Consider the following 8539-nt stretch of genomic DNA (forward strand, 5'->3'; position numbering starts at 1 on the left):
GGCTGTCGACTGCGTCCAGTTGCATACGTATTCATGGCGTCACGCGGTAGCGCGCCCGCCGCGCTGGCTTATGGTCCGGGTCTGCCAACGGCGCCTTGGGAGGGGAATTGCCGATGTCATCCACTGCTGTACGCGCGCTATTCGCGCACATGCTCGGCCTGGCCCTGATGGGATGGGCCACGCTGGTACACGCCACGCCCCAGGTGGCCAGCGTCGAATCGCCGGGCAAGGTGCTGAAGGTCAGCCTGGTGCTGGACGGCGGCACCGCGCGCTACCGCGTCGAGCGTTTCGGCGAACCCGTGGTGGAGGATTCGAAGCTTGGCTTTGCCCTGCGCGACGGCCGCCTGGACCGCGATTTCGCCCTGCTTGGCCAGCAGCAGCGCAGCGTCGACGACAGCTGGGAGCAGCCGTGGGGCGAGCGCCGGCTCACCCGCAACCACTTCAACGAGCTGACCGTGCAGCTGGCCGAAACCACCGGCAGCAAGCGCCGGCTGGATGTGGTGTTCCGCGTCTACGACGATGGTCTCGGCTTCCGCTATGTGTTCCCTGAACAGCCGAACCTGCGCGAAGCGATCATCGATGACGAGCTGACCGAGTTTGCCATCGCGCCTGAATCCACCGCTTGGTGGATCCCCGCCGGCGAACCGATCCACTACGAATACCTCTACCAGCGCACGCCGCTACGCGAAGTACCGCTGGTGCATACGCCGATGACCCTGCGCAGCCGCGATGGCCTGCATCTGGCGATCCACGAGGCGGCGCTGGTGGACTATGCCGGCATGTGGCTGCGGCGCACCGAGGGGCAGCGCCTGCGCGCGCAGCTCTCGCCCTCGGCCGAAGGCTGGAAGGTACGCCGCGCCCTGCCCTTCGCCACGCCGTGGCGCACGCTGCAGATCGCCGACCGCGCCGGTGGCCTGGTCGAATCGGACCTGATCCTCAACCTCAACGAACCCAACGCGCTGGGCGATGTGAGCTGGGTGAAGCCAGCCAAGTATCTGGGCGTGTGGTGGTCGATGCACCTGGACAACGAGAGCTGGGCGACCGGGCCGAAGCACGCGGCCACCACCGCCAAGACGAAGAAGGTGATCGACTTTGCCGCTGCGCACGGCTTCCGTGGCGTGCTGGTGGAGGGTTGGAACCCGGGCTGGGACGGCATGTGGGTGGGCAATGGTTATGACTTCGATTTCACCCGGGCCACGCCCGATTTCGACATTGAAGCGCTGTCGGCATATGGCCTGAAGAAGGGCGTACACCTGATCGGCCACCATGAAACCGGCTGCGCCATCGAGCACTACGAGGACCAGTTGGGTGCCGCGCTGGACCTGTATGCAAGGCTGGGCGTGGACCAGTTCAAGACCGGCTATGTGTGCGACGACGGCCAGGTCGATCGTCGCAATCCGGCAGGGGGACCGCTGTGGCGCGAGTGGCACGACGGGCAGTTCATGGCCCGCCACCATCTGAAGGTGGTGCAGGAAGCCGCGCGCCGGCACCTGTCGGTGAACCCGCATGAGCCGATCAAGGACACCGGCCTGCGCCGCACCTACCCCAACTGGATCTCGCGCGAAGGCGCACGCGGCATGGAGTACAACGCCTGGGGCCAGCCGCCGAACCCGCCGGAGCACGAGGTCAACCTGGTGTTCACCCGCATGCTGGCCGGGCCGATGGATTACACCCCCGGCATCCTCAGCCTGAAGGGCCGCCACGGCCAGGCCATCCCCAGTACGTTGGCGCGCCAACTGGCGCTGTACGTGGTGCTGTACAGCCCGATCCAGATGGCCGCCGACCTGCCCGAACACTACCTGCAGCATCGCGAGGCGTTCCGTTTCATCGAGGACGTGGCGGTGGACTGGGAGCAGAGCCGCGTGCTCGATGGTGAAGTGGGCGACTACGTGACGATCGTGCGCCGCGACCGCAACAGCCGCGACTGGTTCCTCGGCAGCATCACCGATGAGCACGGCCGCATGCTGCCGGTATCGCTGGGCTTCCTTGAGCCGGGCGTGCGCTATCGCGCCGAGATCTATCGCGATGGCGAGGGCGCGGATTTCCGCAGCAATCCATTCGCGTTCGCACGCGAAACCCGCGAAGTGACCAGCGCCGATGCACTGACGCTGGTGCTGGCACCGGGCGGTGGCCAGGCCATTCGCTTCACGCCGGTCCGCTGAATGTTTTCCTGCCTGCGCCCCCGTAGCGCCCGAGCCCACGCTCGGGCGGCGGTGCGTAGCACCGAAATGCAGCCGAGCATGGGCTCGGCTCTACAGAACGAGATACTTGAAAGCGATTACATCCCTGCAAACGCCATTGAATACGTATGCAGGGTGATTCCCGCGAAGAACACGCTGCCTACCATAGCGGCGACGACAGCGGCCACCGCGTCGCACGTTCACGGCCCCGCCGGAACGCTCACAAATCGATCTGCAACATTGCCTGGGAGGGGAAAATGTTGAACCACAAGCGCAGCGCGCTGAGCATCGCGATGGCCGTTGTCCTGGCGCCGACGCTGGCGTCGGCACAGTCCACGCAGAGCACCACCACGCCGGCCGGCACCGCCGCCACCAACCTCGATACGGTGCAGGTCACCGGCATCCGCCGCGGCATCGAGAGCGCGATCGCGGTCAAGCAGGACGCCACCTCGGTGGTCGAAGCGATCTCCGCCGAAGACATCGGCAAGCTGCCCGACGTCAGCATCGCCGAGTCCATCTCGCGCCTGCCCGGCCTGGCCGCGCAGCGCGTGGCGGGCCGTGCGCAGGTGATCAGCGTGCGCGGCCTGTCGCCGGACTTCGCCACCACCCTGCTCAACGGCCGCGAAGTGGTCAGCACCGGCGACAACCGCGGCGTCGAGTTCGACCAGTACCCGTCCGAGCTGGTCAACGGCGTGACGGTGTACAAGACCCCGGACGCGGCGCTGGTCGGCCAGGGCCTGTCGGGCACCATCGACATGCAGACCGCGCGCCCGCTCAGCTTCGGCGAGCGCGTGATCGCGGTCAGTGGCCGCTACCAGAAGAGTTCGCTGGGCCGCGCCGCCAACGTCGATCCATACGGCAACCGCTTCAGCGCCAGCTACATCGACCAGTTCCTGGACAAGACCCTGGGCATCGCCATCGGCTACGCGCACAGCGACATGCCGATCCAGGAGAACCAGGTCGGCCTGTACGAGCCGTGGACCACCGAGCACACCGACAAGGGCGACCGTCCGGGCGTGGGCGTCGGCACCTACTTCTCCGATGGCATCAAGGCGCTGCGCCGCACCGGCAACAACAAGCGCGACGGCGTGATGGCGACGATCCAGTTCCGGCCGAACAACAGCTGGACCAGCACCTTCGATGCATTCCACACCGAAGCCGAGCAGATCGACACCGCCAACCAGTTCGAGCTGAACCTCAGCAACTACAACGGCAACTACACCCCGGGCCTGCTGGTCAGCAACCCGCAGGTCAACCCCAATGGTTCGTTCACCGGCGGCACCGCCAGCGGCGTGTACCCGCTGGTTCGCGGCATGTACAACAAGCGCAAGGACAAGATCGATGCGTTCGGCTGGAACAACGAGTTCAACTTCAGCGGCGTCAAGCTGGTCGCCGACCTGAACTACTCCAAGGCCACGCGCGATGAGCTGAACCTGGAAAACAACCTGCAGCTGACCCCGATGCCACAGCTGGATACGGTCGGCGTGTCGATCCGCCAGAACGGCTTCTCGCAGATCAGCCCGGGCCTGAACTACTCCAATCCCGATGCGCTGTTCCTGACCAACACCATCTACGGCTCCGGCTACGGCAAGGTGCCGCAGGTGGAAGACCGCCTGAAGGGTGGCAAGCTGGCCGCCACCATCGCGCTGCCCGATGCCATCGCGTCGTGGGCGCCGGACATCGACATCGGCGTGAACTACGCCGACCGCCGCAAGGTGAAGACCCAGTCCGAAGGCAACATCCTGCTGGGTGCGCAGGGCGATGCCAACATCGCCTCGGACCTGCAGTATCGCCCGGTCAACCTCGGCTTCGCCGGCCTCGGCACCATCCCGGCCTGGAACGTCCCGGCCGCGGTCGGCCGCTACATGACCTTCAACCCGGTCGACAACCTGGACTACCTGATTCCCAAGTCGTGGACGGTGCAGGAGAAGATCACCACCGCCTGGGCGCGCCTGAACATCAACGCCGACATCGGCGACGTCGGCGTGCGCGGCAACATCGGCGTGCAGATGCAGCACACCGACCAGAGCTCGGATTCGCGCTACTGGGACAGCTCGCAGTCGGCCGGCAACAACGTGCAGCCATACTCGAACGGCCGCACCTACAACGATTGGCTGCCGAGCCTGAACCTGGCCTTCCTGTTCCCGCACCAGCAGACGCTGCGCTTCGCCGTCGCCAAGCAGGTCGCACGCCCACGTGTGGACCAGATGCGCGCCGGCCTGGAGTTCGGCGTGGACACCGGCACCGGCCGCCCCGGCGGCAGCGGCGGCAATCCGCTGCTGGACCCATGGCGTGCCACCGCGCTGGACCTGTCCTATGAGAAGTACTTCGGCGAGAAGGCCTACGTGGCCGCCGCGATCTTCTACAAGGACCTGAAGAGCTACGTCTACACCCAGTCGGTCGATAACTACGACTTCACCGCGCTGCTGGGCAGCTACGTGCCGCCGCCGGGCATGACCGCACCGGTGCTGACAACCGGCACATTCTCCGCGCCGCAGAACGGCAAGGGCGGCACGCTGAAGGGCCTGGAGCTGACCGCCTCGTTCCCGCTGGAGATGCTGACCGACAGCCTGCGTGGCTTCGGCGTGCAGGCCAGCGCGACCTTCAACAAGAGCGACATCACCATCCTGGATCCGGAGAGCGCCTCCAGCGTGGGCAGTGACCCGATCAGCCTGCCGGGCCTGTCCAAGCGCGTGTACAACTTCACTGCCTATTACGAGCGCAGCGGTTTTGAAGCACGCGTCAGCCAGCGCCGCCGATCGGACTTCATCGGTGAGATCGGCAACTTCAACGGCAACCGCAGCCTGCGCTATGTCGTCGGCGAAAACGTGACCGATGCGCAGGTCAGCTACACCTTCAGCGACAGCAGCGCCCTGCGTGGCCTGACCCTGCTGCTGCAGGGCAGCAACCTGACCAACGAGCCGTACCGCACCTACGCCGGCAGCAAGGACCGCCCGCTGGAGTACATCGAATGGGGCCGCACCTACATGCTGGGCGTGAACTACAAGTTCTGATCACGGCCGGGTCGTGCCGGCCGCTGGCTGGCACCCCGAACCCGGTAGCGTCGGCCGCTGGCCGGCAACACAAAGGGAGCAGGACCGGAAACCCGCTGCGCAGGCAGCGGGTTTTCTTCTGCGCGAATGCCGGCAGCGGATCGGCAAGGCCCATGCAGCGACGCTCCAACCCGTAGATCCACGCCATGCGTGGATGCCGTTCTCTGGAACTCCACCCACAAAAAAGGGACGGGGCGCTTCGGCCCCGTCCCCGCAAGTACCGCCACCGGAGAAAACGGTCAGCTGCGTCGGGCGCAATACACCGCGCGCGGCGGCAGCTGGAGTTCGTTGCCCTGCACCGTGCCCGCATCCGGGCCCGGTACCGCCACCTGCTGCCAGTTCCCCGGCGGCAGCGGATGGGTCACCGCCTCGGCCGACAGGTTGAAGGCCAGCAGGAGGGTTTCATCTGCAAGCATACGCTCGAACAGCAGCACAGGCTCGGCGCTTTCAAGGAATCTGATGCTGCCGTGCAGGAGGGCCGGCTGGGTATGCCGCCAGGCCAGGAACGCGCGGAACGCCGCCAGCACCGAATGCGGGTCGCGCTCCTGCACGGCCACCGCCGCCGCGCGGTGCTCGGCCGGGATCGGCAGCCAGGGCTGCCCGGTGGTGAAACCCGCTAACGGCGCATCGGTCCACGGCAGCGGGGTGCGGCAGCCGTCACGGCCCTTGAAATTCGGCCAGAAGGTGATGCCATACGGGTCCTGCAGGGCCTCGAACGGTACCTCGGCCTCGGCCAGGCCCAGCTCCTCGCCCTGGTACAGGCAGACCGAGCCGCGCAGCGAGCACAGCATCGCCACCAGCATCCGCGCCAGGCGCGGATCGGCCGGGTGACCGCCCCAGCGGCTGACCGCACGCTCCACGTCGTGATTGGACACCGCCCAGCACGGCCAGCCTTCGGTCATCGCCGCTTCCAGCCGCGAGACCGTATCGCGGATGTAGGCCGCGCTGTAGTCGTCCACCAGCAGCTCGAAGCTGTAGCCCATGTGCAGGCGGCCGTCCCGGGTGTACTCGGCGGTGGTGGCCAGCGAGTCCTCCGAGGAGATCTCGCCCAGGCTCACCGCGCCCGGGTACTCGTCCAGCAGCGCGCGCAGGCGCTCCAGGAAGGGCAGGTTCTCCGGCTGGGTGTTGTTGTAGTAGTGGTACTGGTAGGCGTACGGATTGTCCGGGCTGAAGCCGCGCCCCACCCGCTTGTCGGCGGGCTTGGCCGGGTTGTCACGCAGCTGTGCGTCGTGGAAGCAGAAGTTGATCGCATCCAGGCGGAAGCCATCCACGCCGCGGTCCAGCCAGAAGCGCACGTTGTCCAGGGTGGCCTGCTGCACGTCCGGGTTGTGGAAGTTCAGGTCCGGCTGGTCGACCAGGAAGTTGTGCAGGTAGTACTGCTCGCGCCGTGGCTCCCACTGCCAGGCACAGCCGCCGAACAGCGACAGCCAGTTGTTCGGCGGCGTGCCATCCTCGCGCGGGTCGGCCCAGACGTACCAGTCGGCCTTCGGATTGCTGCGGTCCTGGCGGCTCTCGCGGAACCAGGCGTGCTCGATCGAAGTGTGGCTCAGCACTTGGTCGATCATCACCTTCAGGCCCAGGCCGTGGGCCTTGGCCAGCAGGCGGTCGAAGTCGTCCAGGCTGCCGAACAGCGGATCGACGTCGCGGTAGTCGGCGATGTCGTAGCCGAAGTCGGCCATCGGCGACCTGAAGAACGGCGAGATCCAGATCGCATCCACGCCCAGCGCGGCAATGTGGTCCAGGCGCTGGATGATGCCGGGCAGATCGCCCACGCCATCGCCGTTGGCATCAAGGTAACTGCGCGGGTAGATCTGGTAGATGACGGCTCCGCGCCACCATGGATAGTGCGACATCGACAGCCCCCCTCCGGGCATGCGGGACCCGCCAGCAGCGGGCCGAAATCCTGATCCGGCAAGCTTAGCGGTGGCCTCCCGGGCATGGCGCAACCTGCATACGTATTCACGCGGAGGGCCGCGCAGGCCGGGCTGGAATTGCCGCGCGGACCGGTTTGCGCCCGAATTCACGGCCAGCGCCTATAATCAGTGGTGAGCCTGAAAGCCTGATCGCATGACCATCACCGAAGACACCCGTCCCGCCCTGGGCCTGCCCCAGATCCAGTCGCTTGCCGCGGCCGACATGGCCGCCGTCGACGCCCTGATCCGGCGCCGGCTGTCTTCGGACGTCGTGCTGATCAACCAGATCGCCGACCACATCATTTCCGCCGGCGGCAAACGCCTGCGCCCGATGCTGGTGATGCTGGCCGGCCACGCGGTGGGCCAGGCCGGCCCAGAACACCACCAGCTGGCGGCGATCATCGAGTTCATCCACACCTCCACCCTGCTGCACGATGACGTGGTGGACGAATCCAGCCTGCGCCGCGGCCGCAGCACCGCCAACGCGCTGTGGGGCAACGCGCCGAGCGTGCTGGTCGGCGACTTCCTGTACTCGCGCAGCTTCCAGCTGATGGTCGAGCTGGAGCGCATGTCGGTGATGCAGATCCTGGCCGATGCCACCAACCGCATCGCTGAGGGTGAGGTGTTGCAGCTGCTGCACGTGCACAACCCCGATACCGACGAAGCCGCCTACCTGCGCGTGATCGAGCGCAAGACCGCGGTGCTGTTCGCCGCCGGCACCCGCCTGGGCGCGCTGGCCAGCGGCGTGGATGAGGCGACCCAGCAGGCCCTGTTCGACTACGGCATGCACCTGGGCTACGCATTCCAGATCGCCGACGACGTGCTGGACTACTCGGCCAACGCCGAGGAGCTGGGCAAGAACCTGGGCGACGACCTCGCCGAGGGCAAGGCCACGTTGCCGCTGATCCACGCGATGGCCCACTCCGACGACGCTACCCGCGAACGCCTGCGCACCATCGTGCAGGACGGCGACGCCTCGGCGATGCCGGAAGTGCTGGCCGCGATCCGTGCCACCGGCGGCCTGGAGTACAGCCGCGCGCGTGCCGAGGAATATGCCGAAGCCGCCGAGCGCGCGCTCGATGGCCTGGGCGACAACGATGCCGTGGCCGCCCTGCGTGGCCTGGCCCGCTACGCGGTGCAGCGCTCGCATTGACCGGTAGTGCCGACCAACGGTCGGCACCTACCAAACCGGCATTCCGGTGGGTGCCGACCGTTGGTCGGCACTGAAACGGTCGCATTGACCGCATCTGGTAGTGCCGGCCGCTGGCCGGCATTGAAGCATCGGTAGGTGCCGACCGTTGGTCGGCACTGAAGCATCGGTAGTGCCGGCCGCTGGCCGGCATTCCCGATGACATCCGCAGCATCATGAGGTTGCCGGCCAGCGGCCGGCACT

At 66.9% G+C, this 8539-nt stretch carries 4 protein-coding genes; 3 read left to right on the plus strand and 1 reads right to left on the minus strand.

Annotated features, from left to right (window positions below; translation table 11 throughout):
* Positions 1-107: 107 nt before the first annotated feature.
* Positions 108-2162, plus strand: coding sequence for a glycoside hydrolase family 97 protein (locus tag R5H29_RS13735; RefSeq protein ID WP_332329300.1), 2055 nt, complete (start codon positions 108-110; stop codon positions 2160-2162).
* 275 nt (positions 2163-2437) lie between these two features.
* Positions 2438-5194, plus strand: a complete 2757-nt coding sequence (locus R5H29_RS13740) for a TonB-dependent receptor (RefSeq protein WP_332329301.1) — start codon at positions 2438-2440, stop codon at positions 5192-5194.
* A gap of 278 nt (positions 5195-5472) precedes the next feature.
* On the opposite strand, the gene R5H29_RS13745 is transcribed toward R5H29_RS13740, so the two are convergent.
* Positions 5473-7086, minus strand: a complete 1614-nt coding sequence (locus tag R5H29_RS13745; RefSeq protein ID WP_134735506.1) for an alpha-glucosidase family protein — start codon at positions 7084-7086, stop codon at positions 5473-5475.
* A 214-nt stretch (positions 7087-7300) separates the two neighbouring features.
* Here R5H29_RS13745 and R5H29_RS13750 point away from each other — a divergent pair, with 214 nt between their 5' ends.
* The gene (locus tag R5H29_RS13750) at positions 7301-8299 is read left to right on the plus strand and encodes a polyprenyl synthetase family protein (RefSeq protein WP_049452246.1); all 999 of its coding nucleotides are present in this window, start codon (positions 7301-7303) and stop codon (positions 8297-8299) included.
* Positions 8300-8539 lie beyond the last annotated feature (240 nt).

The sequence above is a fragment of the Stenotrophomonas sp. A3_2 genome (assembly GCF_036624925.1).
Taxonomy (GTDB): domain Bacteria; phylum Pseudomonadota; class Gammaproteobacteria; order Xanthomonadales; family Xanthomonadaceae; genus Stenotrophomonas; species Stenotrophomonas hibiscicola.